Origin of the sequence: Desulfobacter sp. UBA2225 (genome assembly GCF_002348205.1) — a bacterium.
Classification (GTDB): domain Bacteria; phylum Desulfobacterota; class Desulfobacteria; order Desulfobacterales; family Desulfobacteraceae; genus Desulfobacter; species Desulfobacter postgatei.
In genome coordinates, this window is the sequence record NZ_DDYV01000220.1 from 1 (window position 1) to 22,669 (window position 22,669).

General features: G+C 48.0%; 19 protein-coding genes and 3 pseudogenes. 15 read left to right on the forward strand and 7 right to left on the reverse strand.

Annotated features, from left to right (window positions below; genetic code table 11):
• From brxC to B3D59_RS11095, 7 genes are all read right to left on the reverse strand, one after another.
• On the reverse strand, positions 1 to 2,561 hold a 2,561-nt coding region (brxC, locus tag B3D59_RS11065; protein WP_286819787.1), incomplete at its 3' end, for a BREX system P-loop protein BrxC.
• Between the two features lie 14 nt (positions 2,562 to 2,575).
• Complete coding sequence (locus tag B3D59_RS11070; protein ID WP_349676888.1) at positions 2,576 to 3,166, reverse strand: DUF1788 domain-containing protein; 591 nt, start codon at positions 3,164 to 3,166, stop codon at positions 2,576 to 2,578.
• Between the two features lie 24 nt (positions 3,167 to 3,190).
• Positions 3,191 to 3,781: a DUF1819 family protein gene (locus tag B3D59_RS11075; RefSeq protein WP_286819791.1), complete on the reverse strand. Its 591-nt coding sequence runs from the start codon at positions 3,779 to 3,781 to the stop codon at positions 3,191 to 3,193.
• A gap of 13 nt (positions 3,782 to 3,794) precedes the next feature.
• Complete coding sequence (locus B3D59_RS11080; protein WP_286819792.1) at positions 3,795 to 4,820, reverse strand: tRNA dihydrouridine synthase; 1,026 nt, start codon at positions 4,818 to 4,820, stop codon at positions 3,795 to 3,797.
• Positions 4,821 to 4,873: 53 nt separating this feature from the next.
• On the reverse strand, positions 4,874 to 6,769 hold the full coding sequence (locus B3D59_RS11085) for a GNAT family N-acetyltransferase (protein ID WP_286819793.1): 1,896 nt from the start codon (positions 6,767 to 6,769) through the stop codon (positions 4,874 to 4,876).
• Positions 6,770 to 6,988: 219 nt separating this feature from the next.
• Positions 6,989 to 8,257, reverse strand: a complete 1,269-nt coding sequence (locus B3D59_RS11090) for a diaminopimelate decarboxylase family protein (RefSeq protein WP_286819795.1) — start codon at positions 8,255 to 8,257, stop codon at positions 6,989 to 6,991.
• A 24-nt stretch (positions 8,258 to 8,281) separates the two neighbouring features.
• Complete coding sequence (locus tag B3D59_RS11095) at positions 8,282 to 8,740, reverse strand: Lrp/AsnC family transcriptional regulator (protein ID WP_286819796.1); 459 nt, start codon at positions 8,738 to 8,740, stop codon at positions 8,282 to 8,284.
• Between the two features lie 238 nt (positions 8,741 to 8,978).
• On the opposite strand from B3D59_RS11095, the gene B3D59_RS11100 reads away from it, so the two are divergent.
• The 15 genes and pseudogenes from B3D59_RS11100 to fliI form a co-directional block, all read left to right on the forward strand.
• The gene (locus tag B3D59_RS11100) at positions 8,979 to 10,505 is read left to right on the forward strand and encodes an HD domain-containing phosphohydrolase (protein ID WP_286819798.1); all 1,527 of its coding nucleotides are present in this window, start codon (positions 8,979 to 8,981) and stop codon (positions 10,503 to 10,505) included.
• Between the two features lie 94 nt (positions 10,506 to 10,599).
• Positions 10,600 to 10,953 carry a PilZ domain-containing protein gene (locus tag B3D59_RS11105; protein ID WP_286819800.1) on the forward strand — a complete coding sequence of 118 codons (354 nt, stop codon included), beginning with the start codon at positions 10,600 to 10,602 and terminating at the stop codon, positions 10,951 to 10,953.
• Positions 10,954 to 10,993: 40 nt separating this feature from the next.
• Complete coding sequence (locus tag B3D59_RS11110) at positions 10,994 to 11,464, forward strand: chemotaxis protein CheX (protein WP_286819801.1); 471 nt, start codon at positions 10,994 to 10,996, stop codon at positions 11,462 to 11,464.
• A gap of 39 nt (positions 11,465 to 11,503) precedes the next feature.
• Positions 11,504 to 11,787 (forward strand): annotated as a pseudogene (locus B3D59_RS11115) (response regulator).
• A gap of 11 nt (positions 11,788 to 11,798) precedes the next feature.
• Entirely contained in the window at positions 11,799 to 12,854 is a 1,056-nt protein-coding gene (locus tag B3D59_RS11120; RefSeq protein ID WP_286819803.1) for a sigma-54 interaction domain-containing protein, read from the forward strand.
• A gap of 261 nt (positions 12,855 to 13,115) precedes the next feature.
• Positions 13,116 to 15,656, forward strand: a complete 2,541-nt coding sequence (locus B3D59_RS11125) for a tetratricopeptide repeat protein (protein WP_286819804.1) — start codon at positions 13,116 to 13,118, stop codon at positions 15,654 to 15,656.
• Between the two features lie 90 nt (positions 15,657 to 15,746).
• Positions 15,747 to 15,956 (forward strand): annotated as a pseudogene (locus B3D59_RS11130) (sigma-54-dependent Fis family transcriptional regulator); the annotation flags it as partial.
• Positions 15,957 to 16,237: 281 nt separating this feature from the next.
• A complete protein-coding gene (locus B3D59_RS11135; RefSeq protein WP_286819805.1) occupies positions 16,238 to 16,942 on the forward strand; it encodes a sigma 54-interacting transcriptional regulator in 705 nt (234 codons plus the stop codon).
• A gap of 154 nt (positions 16,943 to 17,096) precedes the next feature.
• Positions 17,097 to 17,510 carry a flagellar basal body rod protein FlgB gene (flgB, locus tag B3D59_RS11140; protein WP_286819806.1) on the forward strand — a complete coding sequence of 138 codons (414 nt, stop codon included), beginning with the start codon at positions 17,097 to 17,099 and terminating at the stop codon, positions 17,508 to 17,510.
• A gap of 3 nt (positions 17,511 to 17,513) precedes the next feature.
• Positions 17,514 to 18,011, forward strand: coding sequence for a flagellar basal body rod protein FlgC (gene flgC / locus B3D59_RS11145; RefSeq protein WP_286819808.1), 498 nt, complete (start codon positions 17,514 to 17,516; stop codon positions 18,009 to 18,011).
• 22 nt (positions 18,012 to 18,033) lie between these two features.
• Positions 18,034 to 18,330 carry a flagellar hook-basal body complex protein FliE gene (gene fliE / locus B3D59_RS11150; RefSeq protein WP_286819810.1) on the forward strand — a complete coding sequence of 99 codons (297 nt, stop codon included), beginning with the start codon at positions 18,034 to 18,036 and terminating at the stop codon, positions 18,328 to 18,330.
• A 25-nt stretch (positions 18,331 to 18,355) separates the two neighbouring features.
• A complete protein-coding gene (gene fliF / locus B3D59_RS11155; RefSeq protein WP_286819811.1) occupies positions 18,356 to 20,071 on the forward strand; it encodes a flagellar basal-body MS-ring/collar protein FliF in 1,716 nt (571 codons plus the stop codon).
• Between the two features lie 4 nt (positions 20,072 to 20,075).
• Positions 20,076 to 21,089 carry a flagellar motor switch protein FliG gene (gene fliG / locus B3D59_RS11160; protein ID WP_286819812.1) on the forward strand — a complete coding sequence of 338 codons (1,014 nt, stop codon included), beginning with the start codon at positions 20,076 to 20,078 and terminating at the stop codon, positions 21,087 to 21,089.
• Entirely contained in the window at positions 21,076 to 22,086 is a 1,011-nt protein-coding gene (locus B3D59_RS11165; protein ID WP_286819814.1) for a FliH/SctL family protein, read from the forward strand. The genes fliG and B3D59_RS11165 overlap by 14 nt, the downstream gene beginning before the upstream one ends.
• Positions 22,083 to 22,669, forward strand: a pseudogene (fliI, locus tag B3D59_RS11170) (flagellum-specific ATP synthase FliI); the annotation flags it as partial. The gene B3D59_RS11165 and the pseudogene fliI, both read left to right, overlap by 4 nt.

Here is a 22,669-nt window from a genome sequence, read left to right on the forward strand (position 1 = left end):
AGCACCACATTGCCGTGGCCATGGGTGTTGCGCAGCGCCTTTTCCAGGGCATCCGCCTCCAGCAGATTGCCATCGGCACGCACCTCCAACTTGCCCCGGGCACAGAGGTTGGCCAGGGTGCAAAGCACTGCGGCATAGTTCCAGCCGTAGGGTTTGCGCTCAAATTTTTCCAGCAGGGTCTTCAGGGTCGTTCGCACGCCACTGCGGTTATTGCTCTGGATGAACGCCAGAAGTTCCTGCTCTGATTCGGCAAGGGATGTGGCGTCATTGCCGAACAACCCCTCCTGTGACCCTTTAAGGCATTTTAGAATATCGTTTTCACTGTAGCTGATGCCGCGCAGCATGCGAAGGTTTGGATAGGCACGACAGATGAGTTCGTGAAATCCGCGTACCACTCTTGTTTGGGCATCTTCGGAACCGATTTCAATTTCCGCACCTGCCACGAACAATTTTGCCCGGCTCATCAGATTTTGGACCTGCTGCTGTACCTGGGCATACCGTTCTCTGTTCTGGAATCCCTTGTCTGTAAGGATGCGCCTCACCGCCTCCTGCTGTGTCATCGAAATATTCTGGCGGATGTACTTTTCAGTTCGCTTATACATCAGGATGTCCCGGACCAGGCGTTCATCTGCAGGCATGAGAACCAGCAGCTCGTCCCGGCCCCAGCCCTGCATTTTCAAGGTCTTTTGATCATCAATGTTCTCGTTAAACGGACTGATGACATGGATGGCCAGCTCGTACTCCCTGCCATGGAGCCGGTCATCAAGCTTTCTGGAAAACGGGTAGTCCTGACCCTTTTCATCATATCGAATTTTTCTATGTTTAATGACGTGGTCAAAAAGGATTTTTTGTAGCTCTTCGGCAACTTCCGGCGAGTCTACCTCTATGTTCTTGATTTCCTGCTCGACGTCCTTTTCCTCATCGGTGAGGTATTCATAGATCTCCCCGTTGCGCTGGATATAGGTCTGCTGTTCCAGAAGATTTAACGCTTCTTCTACGCGCTTTCTCAATGCAGGCAGGTCCAGATCAAAACCGTCCAGCATCAGAACGCACAGGTTTCGAACTGTGGATTTAAACTCTTTGACGTATTTGACCAGGAAGAGTGTTTTCAGCAACCGTATGGCAAAGGGCGCCTCCAGATGGTTTTCCGCCTGAATGATCGCCCGCTGAATGTTGGATTTCAGGACAGTACGAATGCCTTCGAACATCAGGTCAAAAGTCGCCAGCTGCCCTATTTCATGATCCCCGATCTGTATTGCCACCTGCTGAAATACGCCCAGCATGGAGCGTTCGCCTACCGAGCTGTGCTTGCCTTCAAAGGCGTTATGCTGGGACAAATTCTGAATGGCTGTCTGAAATAGTGCGAACTGGTAGGGAATAAACGGGTAGCTGCGGATGAAGTGATCCCGGTCTTTGAAGTTTCGAAAGGTTTGGGAACCGTCGGCAAAATCAAACAGGGTCTTAAAGTTGTTGGACTGCTCATGGTATATGTCTGAGAGTGATTGCGCGCCCTGGTCTGTTTTCGAGAGCAGGCGCTTCTGGATAACCTCGGCCACGTCGGCACTGGTCAGCTTCATACGATTGGCAAACCGGGCCTGGATTTTTGAAAAATCATTGCCCTCCTGTTTGCCCATCTCCCCCACCACCTTTCCCATATCTTCCTGGGCCGTCACGATGATCCAGGCCCGGCCCCGGCATTTGGTGGCCAGACTCTCGGCAATGGTCTGGAGGTTGGTCATGAGTTTAACGTTATCCGCAACATACTGCCCGACCTCATCGACAAAAAAGTTCAGCCGGAATCCCTTTTGATTTTCCTGCTGGGATTGCCGTTCTATATATGCAAAAACCTGCTCGGCAAAGTCTTCAATGGAAACGCAGTATTGGCTGCGGTATTTGTCCAGTATTCCGATGGCCTGTGTCTCATCTTCACCGGTTACCCGGGCATAGGCTTTTGCAATATTTTTAGACTCCAGCAGGGCCTGCTCCCTGCCGTTTTCCCATGCTCTGCCGGCAATGGACTCATAGGCGGATTTAAACTGCCCATAGAGACCACGGCTGTCAAGATCCCGCTCGAACTGGGCAATATGGCCCTGTTTGCCGTAATAACCGCACATCTCATCAAAAACTTTTACAAATACGGCAAGGAGTGCGTCGATTTGTGTTTTGCTGATAACATCCGCTTTCTGGTCAATATTGAATAAAATGCTTTTTGAAGGGATGCCGACGGCGCGTTTAAGATCCCCGCGCAGGATCTCGTTGTCTTCACACTTAGGCAGAAATAGATCGAAAGTTGAAGCCCCGTCTATCTGCCTGTTTTCAAGCACAAGTGCCAGCATTTTTAAAAGATGGGATTTACCGGACCCGAAAAAACCGGAAACCCAGACGCCGTTGGCGCCCTGGTAGTTGTTATATGCGTCCAGAAATGATTCCAGCCGTTTTTCAACTTCGTTCGTCAGGACATACTCTTCGATTTCCAGGCGAAGACTTGCCTCGTCATCCGCTTTAATGACCCCTTCGATCGGCCGGTCAACCGGTTTATGAAAAACGTTCTTAAGTGTCATCTGGTTCCTTATATTTAAGCTTCGCAGTGAAAAATGTTGAATGCCCTGTAGTACTTGTCGTCATGAAGCTTTCCGAAAAGATCAAGAGAAGCACCGGTCTCAAGTGTATGGGTGTAGTTCCCTGGAAAAAACATGACCGTTGGCTTTTCTTTGGCGGTACTCTGTAAATTATTCAAAACATTGTGTGAACGGATGTAGGGAAACACCTCCCCGACCCCGGCAAGAAAAAGAACATCGAAATCCGCGTCTGCCAACGTGTCTGCTATGGCCGGAACAAGATGTGTTTCCGGATCAAGTACGCCTTGCAGCAACTCTTTGAGCTGGCCTTTGGAGACAGATGCCTCAATTTCAAGAACTTGATTCCAGATGTCCCGTTCTTTCAGTATTTCTATGGACAGATCATAAAGGTTGATCTGCAAGATTCGAACACCGGTCTGCTCAAGACGATTAACCAGTTGATGACAAAGACGTTCCATGTCAACAGATTCTTCCGGCTTGAAAGGACAGATGAAAAACGGAACTTCATTTCCAAGGCCTTGCTTTTTCAGAAAGCGCTGCCCTGAAATAACAGCATAAAGGTGTTGAAATTTGTCCTGCATTGACATTTTACTCATATCTGCTGCCACTTCTTAAGTCAGCTCCTTGGTATCAAATTCAACTATTGGAAAGTATAAGACGTCGTTGCGGGCGCCTTGATAGATCAACTCTAAAAGTCCCGGACTTGGCATGGCAGCATGTATCATATTGCCGGCTGTCAAAAGATCTGCTTCGCGAAGCATCCTGAACAGGACCTGCCTCAATTTGCTTCGTGTTGCCGGGGAGATCTGCTCGAGTTCCAAATGCCATTCTGATTTTCGATTAAAGAAGGTGTCAAAGTCCTCATGGGTTATATCGGGTTTGAGTGAGAGAAAGCGTTCCCGAAGAACCTCAACGGCAAAATCAGCGATGAATCTATACCGACGACAAACGGCAAGCCACAGGAGATGGACTTGCTCTTGATGGCTTCCTTGATTAAGGAATTCAAGTTCGCCCAAACCCAGCAGCTTAAGCCGGGAAACCACCTCGCTGCAAACCCGTTTAAGGGTATTTTGTGTCCTTGCCTGCAGCAAATTTTTTTCGATCACCTTATTTCGGACAGAGTCCCAGTCACCGAGATCAAGATACAAGGCAGTCAGGTTCACCGATTCTCGGTGAAAGAGGCCACCTGTTGTAAATGACATGCTGTATCTTCTGTCACTCATTCCTTTTCAAGATTCCTTCTATCCTGTCCGGGCAGAATTTTAAATCCATGTCCCAAAATTCACCGACCCGATCCAAATAAGCCTGCTCCGAAGTTGACTTGAGCAGTTTTTTCAACGGTTTTTTGCTGTTTTCAAAGGAGGGCCCCAGATAGCTCCATAATCCCTTCATGCGCCCGATAAGGTGCGCCGGGCCTGAAAAGACCTGTTTGTAACTATTAAAAAGGTCCGCGTGAAAGGTTTTCAATCGTTCACGCGTTTGCCTGTCTTGATCTCGGGCGTCGGGATTTTGGGAATCGAATATTCCCCCCTTGATCTGCTCGGGTAAAAAGGGATTGGAGAGAATGCCTCTGCCGATCATGAAACTGCTGATTTGCGGAAAACGCTGCCGAATTTTTTCCCATGATGCCGTGTCCACAATATCCCCGTTATAGACCATGGGATGGATACAGGCTTTCATGGCCCCTGCAAAGGCGTCAACATCAGCGGTGCCTGTATACATTTGCTCCCCGGTTCTGGGATGCAGGATAATTTCGTCAAGCTTGTGAGTATTGAACATTGCAATCAGGTCCAAAATCTCCTCCTTGCTTTTACGGCCCAGACGAATTTTAACGCTTAGTGTAGGCTTCATGGCCGGAATTACCCTGGAAAGGAAGGCGTCTATTTTATCCGGATGGGATAAAAGGCCCGAGCCACGCAGTTTTACTGCAATTTTTGAATGGGGGCACCCGAGGTTCCAATTGACTTGAGTATAGCCCATGTCGAAAAGATAATCCCCAAGATAGATAAAATCATCCGGATTATTTCCCAGAATTTGTGGGATAACGGGAAGGGCGGTATTCAAAGCCGGATCCACGTCTTTCAATCTGAACGGCTTCAGCCGCCTGCTGCTCATAGTGGAGATAAACGGGGCCATAGCCTGGTCAATGCCGGTAAAATGCCGAACATAAGCCTGTCTGAACACCACATCGGTAAAGCCCTGCAAAGGGGCCAGTATCAAAACGGGTCGATTATCTGTCATGGGATATTTTCTACTGGGATTACCCTGAATTAAGCTCAAAAATAAATAAATTTTTATTCCGGGGACTGGTCGTGGGGCGTATTATGCTTTCCAATGATGAAGGGCATGGTCACTTCAATTTCTCCACTTTCCCCCCGTATAAATTCTGCATGGGGGTAGGTGTTTTTGAACACATTAATCATTTTCCGGTTCTCAGCCAGGACAAGGGCTGTGAAACAGGAGTAATTGTTCTGCCGAGCGATTTTTTCAAGGCAGCTCAGCATAAAGGTGGCAATGCCCCGGCCATGCAGCTCCTCCTGCACCAGAAATGCCACTTCCGCACTCTTGGCGTCCACTTCTGCGTAAGACGCCACCGCCACAATCTGTTTGCGTTTACCCTGCTGCATCAGGGCAATCAGGGTCATATTCCGGCTGTAATCCACCTGGGCCCACATCTGCTGTAGCATACGCCTGGAGAAAACTTTACGCCTGTTAAAAAACCGGAAATAGATGGAATCCTCCTGGAGGGAATAGTAGAAATTTCTGGATTCAAACTCATCCGAGGGCTGAAGCGGCCTCACTTGCAACTGTTTTCCACCGGACAAGAGCATGTTGTATCTATATGCATTGAGAAACAGCAGATCCTGGTTTGTGGGCGGCAATTGGTCACTGAAAATATAATGGTTCTGCTTGGCCTGTTCAATGAGCTGCTTGCGGAATTTGGGATGAGCAATCTGGGCCAGCTCCATAACCCGCTGGAAAATGCTTTTCCGCCGGATTTCCGCAATACCGTATTCAGTAACCACAAGGTCAATGTCACCCCGGGTGGTGGCCACCCCGGCACCTTCGCTTAAATGGGTAACAATGCGGGATACCTGCCCGTTCTGGGCCGTGGACGGAATGATGACAATGGAAAACCCGCCTTTGGACATGGCAGACCCCCTGATGAAATCCACCTGATCACCGATGCCCGAATAAAACAGATACCCTTTTGAGTCCGTGCATACCTGACCTGTCAGATCCACCTCCAGGGCGGAACTGATGGAGATCAGATTGTCATTTCTGGCAATAACATTGGGATCATTCACAAATTCAGAAGACCTGAAATAGAACATGGGGTTGTCTGCTATGTAGTTATATAGTTCCTTTGACCCCATGCAAAGGGATGCGACAGCCCGTTCAGGGAGAAAATTTTTTTTGCGGTTGGTGATAACCTTCTGTTTAAATAAAGGCAGCAGGGCGTCCGTGATGACCTGGGTATGGATACCAAGGTCCTTTTTTCCGGCCAGATAGGGCATGATGGCATGGGGAAGATGCCCGAAACCGATCTGCAGTGTGGCACCGTCATCCACCAACTGGCTGACATAATGGCCGATGCGCTCGACCACGGTTTTATTTTTGGTCTTAGGCAGGGATTCCAGAAGTTCTTCTTCGTATTCAACCAAATAATCGATATCGTCGATGTGCACCAACGAATCTCCCCAAGTTCTGGGCATTTGGGGATTGACCTGTGCGATGGTAATCTGCGCACTTTTCATTCCGGAAAGAGTGATGTCCACGGAAATGCCTAAAGAGCAGTAACCATGCGCGTCTGGCGGGCTGACCTGGACTAGCGCAACATCCAGGCCGATTTCATTGTTCCTGAAAACTTTTGGGATCTGGGAAAGGTATGCCGGGATATAATCAATTTTTCCTTCAAATACAAATTTACGCATAAGAACGGAAATAAAAAATAGTTTAATGGAAAACCGGGACGAAAAATTATCATCATTGAGATATTGCGCCAGGGTGGTTGACAGCATCTGATAAACAACAATGTCCTGAAGGGACTGGTCTTCGACCATGGTCCGGATCAGGTGCTGGGGTTCTCCGCACCCTGTACCGATGAATACCCGTGAACCATTGCGAATTTTTTTTACACTTTCTGCAGCCGTGAGTAACTTATCAGGACAAATCTGTTTTAAATCCATACTATTTCTCCTGCCGGGTCAATGCCAGAGTCGAAATCTTTGGGCCCATGTACAAGTTAGAGCAAACCATAAATCTGATTGATAATCAATTGTTTTTATTTTGATCATTTTCCTTAATTTGTGCAAAGGGCCGGAGCGCAACCTCCCGCCCCGGCAAGCTTTTTGTAAAGACCGTTGTAACGCCCTTTATGTTTTGTTTCCGGTTTCGGGCAATATCAGTCACGGACGCCCCGGTGTGATGGTTTGGGGCTCAAAGTTTAATGTGGCGAAATAGTCATCCATGGTCTCTGCCCGGCGGATCAGTTCAATGCTGCCGTCGGTTTTAAGCAAAAGTTCCTTGGGACGAAGCTGGCCGTTGTAGTTAAAGCCCATGGCATGTCCGTGGGCCCCGGTGTCATGGATAATCAGGATGTCGCCTTCCCGGGTTTCAGGCAACTGCCTTTGGATGGAGAACTTGTCGTTATTCTCACACAGCGCACCGACGACATCCACTGTTTTCAAGGGGGCGGATTCCGGTTTGCCATGGATATGGATATGATGGTATGCACCATACATCCCGGGGCGCATCAATGCCGACATGGATGCATCCACGCCCACATAGTTGCGGTAGGTGTTTTTATGGTTGATCACCGAGGTGACAAGAACGCCGTGGGGACCGGTGATATACCGGGCACTTTCCATATACAGCTTGGGTATCCAGCCGTTTTTTGCTTTAAACGTTTCAAAAGCACCGATAATTCCGGCGGCCATGCCTTCAAGATTGAATGCTTTGTGATCCGGCTCGTAGGGAATGCCCAATCCACCGCCGATATTTATGAACTCAAACCGGATATCAAGGGCTCGGCTTACCTCTTCAGCCAGCTCCAGCAGCATCTCGGCCGTGTCAATCATGTATCGGTAATTACGTTCATTGGACGCTATCATGGTATGCAGGCCAAATCGTTTGACCCCAAGTTCCAGGGCCTTCCCATAGGCTGAAAAGATTTGCTCCCGGGTCAGGCCGTATTTGGCTTCCTCCGGTTTTCCGATAATGGCGTTTCCCTGGCGTGTCGCACCGGGGTTGTATCTGAAACAGAGCAGATCAGGTATGGCCGGCAGTTTGGCAATCAGGGTGATGTCGTCCAGGTTTATGATGCTGCCCCCCTGATCCATGGCGGCTTTCAGCTGTCTGCGGGTGGTGTTGTTGGAGGTGAACATGATATCTTCGGCATTGCTTCCCACTCTACGGGCCAGCTCAATTTCCGGCACAGAAGAGCAGTCAAACCCAAACCCCTGGGTTTTGAGAAGTGCCATCACCGTGGGATTTGGCAGACCTTTTACGGCAAAATACTCCTTGAATCCGTCAATAGGGGCAAATGCTTCATTCAGGGCCTGGCAGGTTTGAACGATCCCGGTTTCATCATAGATATGAAACGGGGTGCCAAAGGCTGATACGGCATCCTGGACCACCGTTGACAGTCTCTCTTTAAATTCAGGTGACATGGGCATGGTAGTAATTCCTTTATAAATAAATTAAACGTCATCCGGCAATTTGATCTTGGCACTTTCCTTGAAAGTAGAAAGCGCAATAAATGTTTTCGTTGCCCTTACGCTGCTCACATCGGCGATCCGGGTTTGTATCAGCTCTTCCAGCTCCATGTTGCCGGACGCCTTTACTTTAATCATCAGGATGTCGCCGCCTGCCAGATAATGGACTTCCTGGACCTGTTCAATGGCTGCCAACAGTTCGCCGGTTTCCCGGATCTTCGACGCACGGGTCACCTGGATACTGACAAAGGCGGTCATGGCACAGCCGAACATATCCGGGTTCAGGCGCACCTCATAACCCTGGATGATCTTTTTTGCCTCCAGTTTTTTAATACGCTCAAGCACTGCGGAAGGGGCCATGCCGATGGCTCTGGAAACTTCAACATTGGGAATCCTGGCTTTTTTCTGCAAGATTTTAAGAATTTCCAGATCAGTTTTATCCATGACAACAATATTCAATTTATGTTAAATTTATCATACAAGCTTTATGTTTATGAAAAATATTTGCTATTTATTATAAAGTCAAGAATATTATTCTATTTAAAAATAAAAATAACAAATTAAGTTCTCTTCGCGAGGGTATCGTCTGAATCTTGGATAAATTGATTTTGGTTGATAAAATACGATATTTCGTATATATATAAATTTTAAGTAAATTCCGATTAACAACAGGTTGAGGTGGATGAACAAGGACAGTATTAAAATCCTGGTGGTGGATGATGAGGAAGGCATTATAGATGTCACCGAATGCTTTTTCGAAAGAAAGGGATACCAGGTATACACCGCAGGAAACGGGGAAATGGCCCTGGATATTGTCAACCGGGAAAAGATAGACTGCGTTTTTACCGATATCAATATGCCCGTGATGGACGGACTCGAACTTGCCGAACAAATTCGCCATATTGACAGTACTCTGCCTGTTGTGGTGATGACCGGGTATCCTTCCCTTGAAAATACCATCCAGACCCTGAAAAACGGCGTTGTGGATTACCTGATCAAGCCGGTGAACCTGGAGCAGATGGAGTTGACCCTTCGCAGGGTACTGCGTGAACGCGAACTTTTTGTTGAAAATCTGATCCTCAAGGAAGAAGTGGAACGTCGGGAGCGGCTGCACCAGCTCAATAACGAACTGGTCAAAAAAGTGGAGGAGGTCAACACTTTAAACCGGGTCATGGAGGATTTTGCCGCGCTGAACTCCAGTTACGAAATTTTCAACAAGGTTGTCCGGTTGAGCGTCGAAGAACTCAAAGCAGATCTGGCCTTTTTTCATGTTTATTCTGAACAGGACAGCAGCCTGATTCTCGTGGATAAGGCCGGCGCGGAAAATAAAAAATACCCGGCAGCCTATTCCATAGATATTCCTGAACAGGAAAAAGCATTTATCATAGAGTCGTTGGGAAACGATCACACGCCCTGTCTTATTTCGGATGCCGTAGGTATCCCGTCAATGAAAGGACAGGTAAACTCCTTTATGGTTGCACCGTTGAAAATCCGGGATAAAATTTTCGGTGTTGTTTCGGCTTATATTTTCCAAGAGCCGCGTTTTTTTGGTGAACAGGATATTTATTATTTAAGCTTTATCAGCCAGAAAGCCGCTTCGAGTATCGAACATATCGCTTTATATGAAAATATATATGAAAATCTGTTTTCTACCCTGTTTGCATTTGTCTCGGCTCTTGAGGTCAGGGATCTTTATACGCGCAAGCACTCCACCAGGGTCGCCAGACTGGCCCACCTGATCGCCGAAGAAATGGGGTGTACCGAAGAAGAACTGGACATGGTCAATGTGGCAGGCAGCCTCCATGATATCGGTAAAATAGGTATCAGAGATGAGATCCTCTTAAAACCCGGACGCCTTACCGAAGATGAATACGAAAAAATAAAAGAGCATCCTGCCATCGGTGCTGATATTATAAGCAAACTGGGCCTGTGGGACAGGGAAGCACAAATTATCCGGCATCATCACGAACGTTTTGACGGTACCGGATATCCGGACGGCCTTAAAGGAAAACAGATTCCCACGCTTGCAAGGATCTTGTCCGTTGCCGACTGTTATGATGCCATGGCCTCGGACAGGGCCTACCGAAAAAAAATGGACAAGGCGGTTGTCCTTGACATCATAATTAAAAATTCAGGCACCCAGTTTGATCCTGATGTGGTGGATGTTTTTCTGCAGGTAGCGGATCAGGACCTGCCGGATGATTTTTAATGGCTTGAGCCTGAAAATGAAATATGCTAATCTGACCTAGAAAATTATTAGGTAGTATAACATTTTAGATCTTTCAGCGTGGAGTGAAATTGCATTGAGCATTTCAGACAAAAACGACAGGCGAAAACATTCCAGGGTAATTTTTACAACCAAAATCGAAATTCATATGCTTGATGAGTCCGGACAAAACGTCAAGCTTGCGGCCAATTCAAAGGATTTGAGCCAAAGAGGGGTGTTTGTTAAGACAAACACGCAGCCTTCCTTGGATACACCGTGCCGGGTGAATATTTATCTGTCCGGAGGGATAGACGATCTCAAACTGGAAATTCAGGGACGAATCGTCAGGCATACGGATGCCGGATTCGGTGTAGAGTTCGAGTCCATGGACTTAGAGACATATACCCATCTGAAAACGTTGGTTTTATATAATATTGAAGGCAGTGATTAGTGCCCGCAGTATATGGGGTAAAATTTAAAACCGCCTGGAGGTGTCGGACTTGGACGTCACACTGATAAATCCATTCATCAATGCAACCATTAACGTACTTGAAACAATGGCTTTTGTTACGGTTTCGGCGGGAAAACCCTATCTGAAAAAAGATAATATCGCCGTGGGTGATGTGACCGGTGTTCTAGGACTGACCGGCGTCGCCCAGGGAACCATTGCCGTCACCTTTGAGGAACAATGTATTTTAACGGTTGTTTCCAACATGTTCGGAGAAAAAATAGACGGTCTCAACGAAGATATCGCCGATGCCGTCGGGGAATTGACAAATATGATTTCCGGACAGGCCCGGCGGGAACTTGATGAAATGGGCAAGGTGTTCAAGGCGGCCATACCATCAGTGATCACTGGGAAAAAACATACCATCAGACACTATGGGAACGGCCCTAAAATCGCGATCCCTTTTCAAATCGATGGTGGAAAATTTACAATTGAGGTATGTTTTGAAAGATAGAAGATGGGTTTCAATCCAATTAAGAAGGAGAATGTGGCAATGGACACATCCATCAAGATTTTGATAGTTGACGATTTTGCGACCATGCGCCGTATTCTGAAGAATATTTTAAAACAACTTGGTTTTAAAAATCTGGTGGAGGCCGATGATGGAACAACGGCCTGGGATCTCCTTGAAAACCAGAAGATTGATCTGATTATTTCTGACTGGAACATGCCCAAAATGNNGTCATTGAAGCCGTACAAGCCGGGGTGTCCAATTACGTGGTCAAGCCGTTTACAGCAGAGGCCATTTCCGACAAACTCAAAAAGATCCTTAAGTAAGTCAGGTCCCCATGGCCCAAGCAACAGCCGAAAAAAAAACACAACCTGTTGACGCCCCGCCCAAAGAGGTATCAGGCTTCAACCGCAGCGGCATTGCCGGCGTAAGTAAAGGACTGATGGCCGTGCTCGACCGGGTGCGTAAAGTTGCGCGCTCTGATTCATCGGTGCTTATCACAGGAGAAAGCGGTACAGGCAAAGAACTCATTGCCCGGGCCATTCATAAAAATTCAGCAAGAAAAAACGGCCCCATGGTGGTAATCAATTGCGGGGCCATTCCCAGCGAGCTTCTTGAAAGTGAATTGTTCGGCCATGAGAGGGGTGCATTTACCGGTGCCCACCGGACAAGAATCGGTCGCTTTGAAATTGCCGATAAAGGCACTATTTTTCTGGATGAAATCGGTGACATGAGTCCTGATCTCCAGGTCAAACTGTTGCGCGCCTTGCAGGAAAGAAGTTTCGAGCGGGTGGGTGGATCCCAGACCATTGCCGTGGATATCAGGGTAATTTCGGCCACCAACAAAAACCTGACCGCAGCCATTGAGGATAACGAATTCAGGGAAGACCTGTATTACCGACTTAATGTGATCCCCATCAACATCCTTCCCCTGCGGGAACGCCCTGAAGATATCATGCCCCTTGTGGCTCATTTCCAGTCCGGTCTTGCACGGCGCAATGCCGAATACATGCCCAAGGTCTTTCCCGATTCGGTCAAACAGGTGCTTGCGACCTATGAATGGCCTGGAAATATCCGGGAACTGGAAAATCTGGTGGAACGGCTGTCCGTCCTTGTGGAGGGAGATACCGTCACCATAGGAGATCTGCCGGGCTGTATGACCGGTGCCAGGGCAAATGTTACTCCGGTCTGTGTGGCCGGCGTGTTCCAAAATAACATCGGTTTTAATGAGGCCGTGGAATCATATCAAAAGTCTTTAATTACCCACGCCTTGAATAAAACCGGATGGGTAAAGGCCAAAGCCGCCGAAATGTTGAAAATGAACCGGACTACCCTGGTTGAGAAGATAAAAAAGATGGATATTGAACCGGAAGATGAGATGCCGGTTTTTTGACACCTGCCGCCGGAAATCCCCACACCGCTCTAAACCTTTTATATGAAAGTCTGGGTACGTTACTCAGATCTTTCAAACTTTGTTGTGGGCTATTCCTGGCAGTTGATATGCCAGGTCAGCCCATGTCTGTTCTTTGTAAATTCATTTGCCGGACATGCTTTTTAAAGGCCGTTTAATCTGATATGATGGATAATTATAGGTATGGCATATTACTTGCTTTTTTAGTTCTCCAACCATGAACCCTTTTGGAAAAAATATGTCATGCGCGAATCAACCCTCACATATCTGAAGGTTTTATCAGCGGCCTGGGCTGCGTTGTTCTGCGTGTTCATGCCGGCAGGAACCGCCATGGCCGGCTACCCCGTCGTCAAATCAATCCACGTCAAGGACAATCCCTTCTCCGTGACGGTTAATATGACCGGAAAAGCCCCTGTAAAAGTTGTCCGTATCGGAAAACGGGAAATCCTTGTGGCCATTAAGAATGCACGTCTTAGCAAAGGGCTTGTCATCGCCGGAAAGGACAATCCTAAACTTGAATCCGTCCATGTGGAAACCCTTGAAGGCAACGTGGTCGCCTTGATGCTGACAAGCAAGTACGCGGGTAAAGAAAAGATTGAATCCTCTTTCGATACTGCCAATAACCGATTGACCGTGGTTTTAAATAAAGCCGTGGCGCCCGGTCACAAAGCCCTCCCTGTTCCGCAGGCGGCGACTATTCAGAAACCCTTAACCCAGGGTGTTTCCAAACCGGAAAAACAGGCGTCAACTCCGGCAACGGAATATAGCGTCAAAAAAAAGGATACCCGCCCGGCTAAAGCGGATGAAAGAATCAAGGAGCCACCGCTTTATATACCCCCAGAGCGTCAGGCCAGTCGTTTTAAAGGAGATATCAGTGATATGTACCGGGGCGAGGATCCGTTGCAGGGCTGCCAGACCAAGGCGGTCGAAAATGCGATGCTTCTGGTTAAAAAACAGTTGTACAAAGAAGCCGGTGCCATCCTGGAACAGTATTTGTTTGAAGAAAATCCCCTTTGCATGGAGCAGGTCTACTATTTAAAGGCTTATGTCAATTTTATGGGTGTTGAGAATGATGACCATACAGGGCTTTTAAATGCAGAACGCATGTTCCAGGACGCCATGGTCGCCTACCCCAAATCAAGCTATCTTCCCTTTGCCTATGCCGCCATGGGCCTGATTCATACCCGTTTGCACAACAACGCTACCGCCGAAGGATATTTTGATATCATCAGCAAGGACTTTCCAGACTATTCCGGCATGCCTGAGGTGGAGTATCATCTGGCCGAAATTTATAATGACAGAGGGTATATCGACAAAGCGTTGAATCTGTATAAAAAGGTATTTGAGTCAAAAATAAGCAACGGATATATATCGGATGCAGGGATAGGTTATGGTAAGACACTGTTTGAAAATCTTCGGTATTATGACGCGTTGAGTGTTTTTAATTATGTTATAAAAAATGATGTAAAAAAGGTGTATGAATCTGCTGATCTGCTCAAATACACGGCGGATGCCAATTTTGAATTGGGCTTAAGTAGAGGCGCTCGGGAGAATTATATCCGGCTGTTAAATCTTTTTCCCGATATTAAAGCGCCTGATATGGCTTTAAGCAAGGCCGGAGATGCCTACGGGATGGAGAATCAGGAAGAAAAGGCGATCAAGTTGTATGAACTGGTTCGAAAAAAATATCCGGACTCCCCGGGATATATCAATGCCTCCATCGGGCTTGCCAGGTATTTAAAAACAGATGCTGAAAAGATTGATATTTACGAAATGATCAAGACTCGATTCCCTGAAAATACCTATGCCCGGATCGCCATGATGCGCCTGGCTGAAATTTATCAGAAGAATGGTGAGTATGATAAGTGCATCCAGGAAATCGAGGACCTGTTGTCCACACATCCCAAGGGGTTGCGCTACGAGGCGGTTAAATTGATGCAAAAAGCCTATGAGGCCTTGTTCAAAGAACAGTTGAAAGCCGATGGATATACCTCTGTATTGATGCGGTATGAAAAAGAACGCTTGAAGATAAAAAAAATGGGGGGGCAACTGATTCCCTTTTATGTGGGCAGTGCATATTTACAGGCCAATCTGTATGAAGAGGCGTTTAATCAGTTGATTTCTGCATATAAACTTTATAAAAGGGAAGAGCGGCCGGCTTTATTGCTGTTTGGACTGGGCAAGGCCATGGATGAGTCCGGCAGGGATGAGGATGCTTTAAAACTATTAAACGCCTTTGCAAAAAGATTTCCAAAGCATAAAAACAGGGTAGAGGCGCTGACCAGGGTCGGGCAGATTTATCTGGAAAAAGGAAGCGCTTCAAAGGCGGATGATGCTTTTGTCTCTGCGTATCAGGCGGAGGAGAATACGCTGGATAAAGGACGGATACTCATGCTTCGCGCCGATGTTTACCAGAAAAAGTCAGACTTGAAGACGGCATCCGAACTTCAGGCCCGTGCGGTGAAGGCGTTCGCCGCATCTCCCGGCGAAAATTACGAGATACTGGCAGTTGCTTATAAAACATTGGGTTCAACTTACCTGGAAATGAAAGCCTATGGCCAGGCAGCCAATGCCTTTGCCAAAGCCCTTGATTTTTCCGAAGGAGACGGGGCCAAGGCCAATATCGGTTTTCTGCTGGGGGACGCTTACCAGAAAGGCAATGCGCTGGACAAGGCGAAAAAAACCTTTGAACAGGTAGCACAGTCTTACGACTCGGTCTGGGCCCGGCTTGCCCGGCAACGCCTGAGCACTATGGGGCTGGTGGAAAAAATGATAAATTCATAAGGATGCTTTGGCAACGTGCCTGGACAGCGATTATTTCTCATAATTGAAAACCCCAAAGAGCGAATGACATATACCGACTTGTTCGAGGGGATGGGTTTTCTGGTTGATGCCGTGCCGGAAGGCTCGGATGCGCTCACCTACCTGCTCTCTCAAAAACCTGCGGTGGTTGTGGCCGACGATGGTACGCCGGGATTCTCAGCTCTGGATTTCCTTAAACAGGCGGCTGATTCAGATATAGGTGTGCCAAAAACCATTATCCTGACCCCGGATCCTGTGGTGGATTATGCCGTCAGCCTGATACAGCACGGTGCCATGGATTATCTGATCAAGCCGGTTGACCTAAGACAGCTTGAACTCAGCGTTAAAAAATCTTTAGCCGCAGCCATTTCGCCCTTGCCTGCTGAAAAGGAAAAAACCGTTCAGCATAAAGCGGTTCAAATCATTACTAAAGACCATAGAATGGAGAATCTGCTTAAACTTGCCGCCCGGGTGGCGGATTCGTCGGCATCGGTGCTCATCCAGGGGGAAAGCGGCACCGNNGCGAATTGTTCGGTCATGAAAAAGGGGCTTTTACCGGCGCATTGGCAAGGAAAGCCGGTAAATTTGAACTGGCTGATAAGGGGACCCTGTTTCTGGACGAAATTACGGAGATGCAGTTCCACCTTCAATCCAAACTGCTACGGGTACTCCAGGAAAAGGTGGTGGACCGGGTGGGAGGAATCCAGCCCGTGGATGTGAATATCCGGGTGGTCGCCACCACCAACCGGGATGCCAAGGCGGCCGTTGAGAATCAGGAGTTCAGAGAAGATCTGTATTACCGCCTCAATACCATTCCGCTGATTATCCCTCCCTTGCGCGAGCGCAAGCGGGATATTCTGCCCTTATGCGATTTTTTCATAAAAAAATACTGCCGGATTGACGCAAGATATGTCAAAGGATTGACGGACCATGCGCTTTCCGTACTCCATAACCACTCCTTTCCCGGCAATGTCCGGGAACTTGAAAATGTTATTCACCGTGCTGTCCTTCTTGCAGAAACCGATATGATCACCCCTTCTGATCTGCTCATGGATAATGGCGCAGAAACAGCTCTTTTTGAAGATACAGACGCAGAAGCCTTTACTGATGAAGACTTTTCCGCAGGCTCCCTTAAAGAGATGGAACAAAAAATGATTTTCAGAACACTGGATCAAACCGAGGGCAACCGGACCCATGCGGCAAAAATTTTGGGGATCAGTGTCAGGACCCTTCGCAATAAGCTAAACGAATACAAAGAGCCTCTCTGATTATTCTTCTTGTTTATCATTTCAGGCATGAAAGTTGCTTTTTCGTTTACAGTATTGGTATTCCGGCGCCCTTGCCCGGATATCTAACCCGGATATCAGGGACAATGCCACCTGTGGTTGACCCGGAGCGTCAATTAAAAAAACGGAGGTTAAAATGGCCGATTCAAGAATTTTCGGGAACACCTACGAGATGATCGGAAAAAGCATGGACATCTCAACCCGGCGCCATAACCTGATCGCAGGCAATATCGCCAACATGGATACCATCGGGTATACGCCCAGCGATATAGATTTTCAAACTGCACTCAAACGGGCCATGGCAGAACCCGAACCGGATTACCTGGAAAAAACCAATGAAAAACATCTGCCCGGCAATATTGAAGGGGCAAACGGCCAGATTAAGGGCATGAACAGCGAGGATGTGGATATCTACCACCTGGATTCGGTAAACATTGATACGGAAATGATGAATCTGATGGAGAACAATATAAAATTCAGGTCCACGGCCGAGATGCTGCTGCGTAAAATGACCATACTCAACTATGCCATTGATGAGGGAGGAAAATAATCCATGGATTTAATGAATGCATCAAAAATCAGCGGAACGGCTCTTGCGGCCCATCGTATGAAGCTCAATGTTATCGCTGAAAACCTGGCCAACGTCGATACCACCAGAAGCGAAGACGGCGGACCCTATCGTAGAAAAATGGTGGTCTTCAAAGGCGATGATATCGACTCTTTTGAAAATGTGGTGCAGCAAAAAATTCGAAAGGAGCAGTCCGGCGGGATTGAATTATCCGCCATTGAGTTTGAGGATGAGAAAAAGCCGGATAACGGCACAGGTGTCAGAGTTGATCAAATTGTCAGATCCCAGGAAGATTTTCATCTGGTGTACAACCCGGCTCACCCCGATGCAGATCCGGATACAGGCTATGTGAAGATGCCTAACGTGGATCATTTAACCGAGATCTCAGACATGATGGTAGCCCGTCGCAGTTATGAGGCCAGTGTCACGGCGCTTTCCACCACAAAAAATATGATCAGCAAAGCCCTTGAGATAGGTAGATAATTTTAGGTAAAGGAGTGAACCAATGGATGAAATAAAAACACAACTCCCCGGCAAACTCTCCTTGTACAGGGAACCCGTGGCGAACCGGGCAGCCAAGCGAAGCCCCGAATTTATGGAACGGCTGGAATCAGCCATCCAGGAAGTTAATAATAATCAGCATGTGGCAGATGATTCGGTTGAAGCCGTCATTGAAGGCAGGCTTGGTATTCATGAAGGCATGATGACGTTAGGCAAAGCCTCCACCTCCCTTAAAGTATTGGCACAGGTCCGGAACAAGGCCATGAATGCCTATAACGAAATCATGCGTATGCAGGTATAATCCCTTGTATGCAGGAGCCGCTTAAATGAATCCAGTAATTGAAAAAATCATTACCATGTTCAAAGAGATGAGCATGATCCGTAAGATCCTCCTGGGCGGACTTGTCCTGGTGGTGGTGGCAGGGTTTATCACCATGTTTGTATGGGCCAATAAAATGCCCTATAAAACCGCGTATTCAGGTTTGAGCCAGGAAGATGCCGCCGCTGTGGTGGAGACATTAAAATCCTCCAAGACGCCCTACCGCCTGACCGGTGAAGGAACCACCATTCTGGTGCCGGATGCGATGGTGTATGATGTCCGGCTAACCATGGCCAAGGAAGGGATTCCCAAAGGGAGCGGGGTTGGATACGAGATTTTTGATAAAAACGAGTTCGGCACCACCGAGTTCGTCCAGAAAATCAATAAGAAGCGGGCACTTCAGGGGGAGCTGGCGCGTACCATTGCGGCATTTGATGCTGTTAAGGATGCCAAGGTAATGATCGTGATGCCAAAGGAGTCGGTTTTTGTGGAGGAGACCAAACAGCCTTCGGCATCCATTCTGCTGGAACTGGTCGCTGATCTTCAGAAAGAAGAAGTGGCGGCCATTGCACATCTGGTAGCCTCTTCCGTCCAAGATATGACCCCCAAACTGGTCACCATTGTGGATACTGCCGGCCGGATTTTGTTTGAGGGAAAATCCGAAGAAGAACAGGCCCGCATTGATGCAGAAAGCCTTGCAGATGCCCAGTATCAGTATAAAGTTCGGTTTGAAGAGAACCTGACACGCAGAATCCAGACCATGCTTGAGCGCATCGTAGGTACGGATAAAGCCATTGTCCGGGTGACATCGGAAATGGATTTTTCCAAAAACAACATGAATGAAGAAGTTTATGACCCGTTGGAACGGGGGGGAGAATTCATACGCAGCCGGAAAAACAAAGCTGAAAAGGTACTCCAGCTTGACGAGGAAGTCGGTATCCCTTCGTCTGTCAACCCCATCACCGATGAAAACCAGGCCGGCGATAAAAACCGGGAGCGGATCAATAAGAGTGATGATACTGTCAATTATGAAATCAGCCGCCGGGTCAGGGAAACCCAGAAACCCATGGCCGAACTTACAAGGCTTTCGGTTGCAGCCGTGATTGACGGTAAGTATGACTTCCAGACGGAGAACAACGGCGACACCAAACGGGTATATATGCCCAGGTCTGCCGAGGAGATGCAGCAGTTTCAAAGTATTGTCAGCAGGGCCATGGGGTATAATGAGGAGCGCAACGATCAGATTTCCATGGAGTGCTTCCCCTTTGCCTCCATCGATGATATGCAGGGCACCCAAGAAAAACTGACCGGCTGGCGCATGGTCCAGAAGGAATACGGGCGTCTTGTTGCCAATTTACTGCTGGTATTTGTATTGTTCCTTTTCATCATCCGGCCTATCATAAAAACGGTTCGCGACATTAAAGTTACGGTAGAACAGGAAGCGTTACCCTCACCGGAAGAACTTGCCCTGCTTGAAAAAGAGGATAAGGAACCTTCCTTTGTTGAGATGAATGCGAATCAGCAGCGTGACTTCTTTGAAACCATGACCGAGGAACAAAAGGAAGAGTTCATCCAGAAAATGACCGCAGCTGAACGGAACGCATATATAGCCAATATGAATGCCCAGGACAAAGCCAGATATTATGCTGAAAAAGATCTGTTCAAGACCGTGAATATAATCAAGGGATGGCTCAGTGAAGTAGCGGAAGAAGAGGAGACGTAATTCCATGTCCAAAACGATTGATCCTGAAAATCTGAACGGTTATCAAAAGGCGGCAATATTTCTCATGTACATGGGAGAAGAATACACAACCCAGGTGTTTTCAAGAATGAAAGAACAGGATATCGGGGAGGTTGCCTTTGAAATGTCCAAGGTCGACCAGATTACACCTGATATCCTCAAGATTGTGTGTGCTGATTTCAATGTGAAATATGAAGGCGACCCCAAGATGATTGTTGAAGGGGACTCCTTTATCAAGAATGTGGTCACCGCGACACTCAAGGACAAGGAAGCTAAAGCCATTCTCGAAGACCTGGAAAGAAAGAAACAGGCCAGACCTTTTATATGGAGCCGGAATGTGAATACGGGGACTTTATCTGCATATATTCAAGGAGAACACCCCCAGACCATAGCCATGATCCTGGCTCATATGCCTGCAGAAATTGCTTCGGAAATTATGATGAATCTGCAGGATGAACTTAAAGGCGACATTGCCATGAGAATTGCCCGTTTGGGCCAGATTTCCGAAGACGTTGTCAGGGACGTGGACAAGGCATTAAAATATGAGCTCAGCGGCGCAGTCGGCCCCGGCGGTAAGGCAGGCGGTATAGAAGTCCTGGTGGATATCATCAATGGTGTGGACAAATCCACCGAAGATGCCGTTATGGAATATGTTGAAGAAGATGACGCTGAAATGGCCAATGAGATCCGCAAACTCATGTTTGTATTTGATGATCTGACCAACGTCGATGATACTGCCATGAGAGAGATTCTCAAGAAGGTGGAAGGCCAGCAACTCACCTACGCATTGAAAACCGCCACCGAAGATATGAAGGCCAAGATCTTTGCCAACCTGTCCCAGCGAGCCGGTGAAATGCTCAAGGATGACCTGGATGCCATGGGTCCTGTTCGCCTGACAGAGGTGGAAGAAGCCCAGCAGGCCGTTGTCAGGGCGGCCAAGGAGCTTGAGGCGGACGGCACCATAACCCTGGGTAAAGGAAAGGATGATGTCCTTGTCTGATCAAGAAGAACATAACGATGGGAATTTTTTGTCACAGGATCATGGCTTCAAGCCCATTGATGTGGGGGCCCTCGACAATTTTGATGACGAGGTCTCTCTTAAAAAACCGGCTACCGAACCTGATTTTAATCGGTTTAAACTATTGTTTGATCCTTTGGAAATTCAAAGGGAAGAAGGTGGGTTTGAGGCTGTCTATAGAGTGACCAAAAAGCTTAAGGAAGAATTGTTCGAACCTTTGATCCAGGGTGCGGATGTGGTTACGAATAAAACCGATGTAAAAAAGGAGATGTGCGCCCCCTTAGAGGAAACCCAGAACGTTGATGAGCCCGAAGACGAACCGACGCCGGAAGAACAGGGCTTTGCCGCAGGCTATGAACAGGGTATGGCCCAGGGACTTGAAAAAGGGCTGGCAGATGGTCATGCCAAAGGCTATGGAGAGGGGCTGGCAAAAGGCCGGAAAGAGGGATTTAAACAGGGGGAGACCGACGGATTTACCAAAGGCGAAGCCGCTGGTTTTGAAAAGGGACTGGAAGAGGGGCGAGATGTCGGAAAACAGGAGATTGTCCAGGAAATGACCCAGGTCCTGGATCCTTTTCGGCAGGCATTGGAAACCGCAGACCAGATGTTGGAAAACATGCTGGCCCGATACGAAATTCAGCTGGTAGAACTTGTCTGCCAGATTGCCGGGAAAGTGGTGATGGCCAAACTGGACTCGGACGATACTGTGATCAAGCACACAATCCTGGATGCGTTGTCCCAGCTTGCCTCCCCGGAGGAAATCGCCCTGAGTGTGGCCGAAGAAGACTATGAATATGTGGAAATGATCAAGGAGGTCTTTTTTGAGTCGGTCCGCTCCTTGACGCATATTACGGTGAATACGGACGCCATGATTCCCAAAGGGGGATGTCGCATTCAAAGTGCCGGAGCTACGATTGCCACGGATCCGGAAACCAAACTTAAGGCGGTTTATGAGGCCATTGCCCAGGCGGGGGTATGATGAGCGATTTTTTTAAAAAAGTGGATTTTTCCGTTTATGCCAGGGCTGTGGAAAAGGTTCGAACCGTAACCCCCGAAGGCCGGGTGTCCCAGGTGATCGGGTTGATTGCCGAAGGGGACAGCCTAGGCCTTGGCGTGGGGGGTGTGTGCCGTATAATCAATGACTATGGATTGGACGTGATGGCCGAAGTGGTGGGTTTCCGGCAAGAAAAAGCGCTGCTCATGCCCTTTGGTGATATCAGGGGAATCAGCATGGGAAGCCGCATTGTGCCGGTATGCTCTTCCCCCATGGTGCCGGTGGGCGATGAGATGCTCGGGCGCGTACTGGACGGAATGGGAAATCCCATTGACAATAAGGGCCCTATTTCAGGCTCAAGTTCCTATTATCTGTATGGAAAGCCCCTGGGACCTCTGCAACGAAAAAGGATCAAAGATCCCCTTGATGTCGGTATCGGGGCCATTAATTCCATGATAACCCTAGGCCGGGGACAGCGGGTGGCCATCATGGCCGGCTCCGGTGTGGGAAAAAGTGTGCTCATGGGCATGATGACCAAGCATACCAGTGCGGATGTGGTGGTGATCGG

Excerpts from the sequence above, each read along its gene's own strand:
- B3D59_RS11085 (WP_286819793.1), bottom strand. The coding sequence starts at position 6,769 with ATGGATTTAAAACAGATTTGTCCTGATAAGTTACTCACGGCTGCAGAA.
- fliG (WP_286819812.1), top strand. The coding sequence starts at position 20,076 with ATGTCCAAAACGATTGATCCTGAAAATCTGAACGGTTATCAAAAGGCG.
- flgB (WP_286819806.1), top strand. The coding sequence starts at position 17,097 with ATGGCCGATTCAAGAATTTTCGGGAACACCTACGAGATGATCGGAAAA.
- fliF (WP_286819811.1), top strand. The coding sequence starts at position 18,356 with ATGAATCCAGTAATTGAAAAAATCATTACCATGTTCAAAGAGATGAGC.
- B3D59_RS11095 (WP_286819796.1), bottom strand. The coding sequence starts at position 8,740 with ATGGATAAAACTGATCTGGAAATTCTTAAAATCTTGCAGAAAAAAGCC.
- B3D59_RS11090 (WP_286819795.1), bottom strand. The coding sequence starts at position 8,257 with ATGCCCATGTCACCTGAATTTAAAGAGAGACTGTCAACGGTGGTCCAG.
- B3D59_RS11080 (WP_286819792.1), bottom strand. The coding sequence starts at position 4,820 with ATGACAGATAATCGACCCGTTTTGATACTGGCCCCTTTGCAGGGCTTT.
- fliE (WP_286819810.1), top strand. The coding sequence starts at position 18,034 with ATGGATGAAATAAAAACACAACTCCCCGGCAAACTCTCCTTGTACAGG.
- B3D59_RS11070 (WP_349676888.1), bottom strand. The coding sequence starts at position 3,166 with ATGTCAATGCAGGACAAATTTCAACACCTTTATGCTGTTATTTCAGGG.
- B3D59_RS11165 (WP_286819814.1), top strand. The coding sequence starts at position 21,076 with ATGTCCTTGTCTGATCAAGAAGAACATAACGATGGGAATTTTTTGTCA.
- B3D59_RS11120 (WP_286819803.1), top strand. The coding sequence starts at position 11,799 with ATGGCCCAAGCAACAGCCGAAAAAAAAACACAACCTGTTGACGCCCCG.
- B3D59_RS11075 (WP_286819791.1), bottom strand. The coding sequence starts at position 3,781 with ATGTCATTTACAACAGGTGGCCTCTTTCACCGAGAATCGGTGAACCTG.
- B3D59_RS11125 (WP_286819804.1), top strand. The coding sequence starts at position 13,116 with ATGCGCGAATCAACCCTCACATATCTGAAGGTTTTATCAGCGGCCTGG.
- flgC (WP_286819808.1), top strand. The coding sequence starts at position 17,514 with ATGGATTTAATGAATGCATCAAAAATCAGCGGAACGGCTCTTGCGGCC.
- B3D59_RS11100 (WP_286819798.1), top strand. The coding sequence starts at position 8,979 with ATGAACAAGGACAGTATTAAAATCCTGGTGGTGGATGATGAGGAAGGC.